3 tRNA genes are annotated in these 504 nt (G+C 42.7%); all 3 read right to left on the bottom strand.

What is annotated here, in order from left to right:
• Positions 1-164: 164 nt before the first annotated feature.
• The 3 genes from IQO02_RS20280 to IQO02_RS20270 all read right to left on the bottom strand — a co-directional run bounded on the left by IQO02_RS20280 (position 165) and on the right by IQO02_RS20270 (position 484).
• Positions 165-240 (bottom strand) — tRNA-Val (locus tag IQO02_RS20280).
• Positions 241-307: 67 nt separating this feature from the next.
• Positions 308-383: transfer RNA gene (locus IQO02_RS20275), tRNA-Ala, on the bottom strand.
• A 25-nt stretch (positions 384-408) separates the two neighbouring features.
• Positions 409-484 (bottom strand) — tRNA-Lys (locus tag IQO02_RS20270).
• Positions 485-504: the final 20 nt, after the last annotated feature.

Here is a 504-nt window from a genome sequence, read left to right as displayed (position 1 = left end):
GTGTTTATCTAATGAAAGATAAACATTGAGAACTTTTAAATTTGATTGAATTACTCGTAAGTAATCAATCAGTCAGCTTTCCAAATTGTTAAAGAGCAAGAGTTTTTCAAGTTATAAACTTTCAAAACCATTTTTAAATACTCTCTTACGAGAATGCTTAAAGATGGTGGGCGATACCGGGCTCGAACCAGTGACCCCCTGCTTGTAAGGCAGGTGCTCTCCCAACTGAGCTAATCGCCCATGATAGTTTCTTTTGTCTTCACTTTTTAAAAAGTGAAAATAAAAGCCATCCTTCATGGAGAAAGAATGGTGGAGCTATGCGGGATCGAACCGCAGACCTCCTGCGTGCAAGGCAGGCGCTCTCCCAGCTGAGCTATAGCCCCATATTTTTATTTCCTTGGGAGGAAATGGTGGGTCGTGCAGGATTCGAACCTGCGACCAATTGATTAAAAGTCAACTGCTCTACCAACTGAGCTAACGACCCAATGGTATCCCGTAGGGGAG

The sequence above is a fragment of the Vibrio sp. OPT24 genome, from assembly GCF_015163545.1.
GTDB classification, from domain to species: domain Bacteria; phylum Pseudomonadota; class Gammaproteobacteria; order Enterobacterales; family Vibrionaceae; genus Vibrio; species Vibrio cyclitrophicus.
The sequence above is the reverse complement of the archived record's forward strand: the minus strand, read 5'-3'. Positions and strand labels throughout refer to the sequence as shown.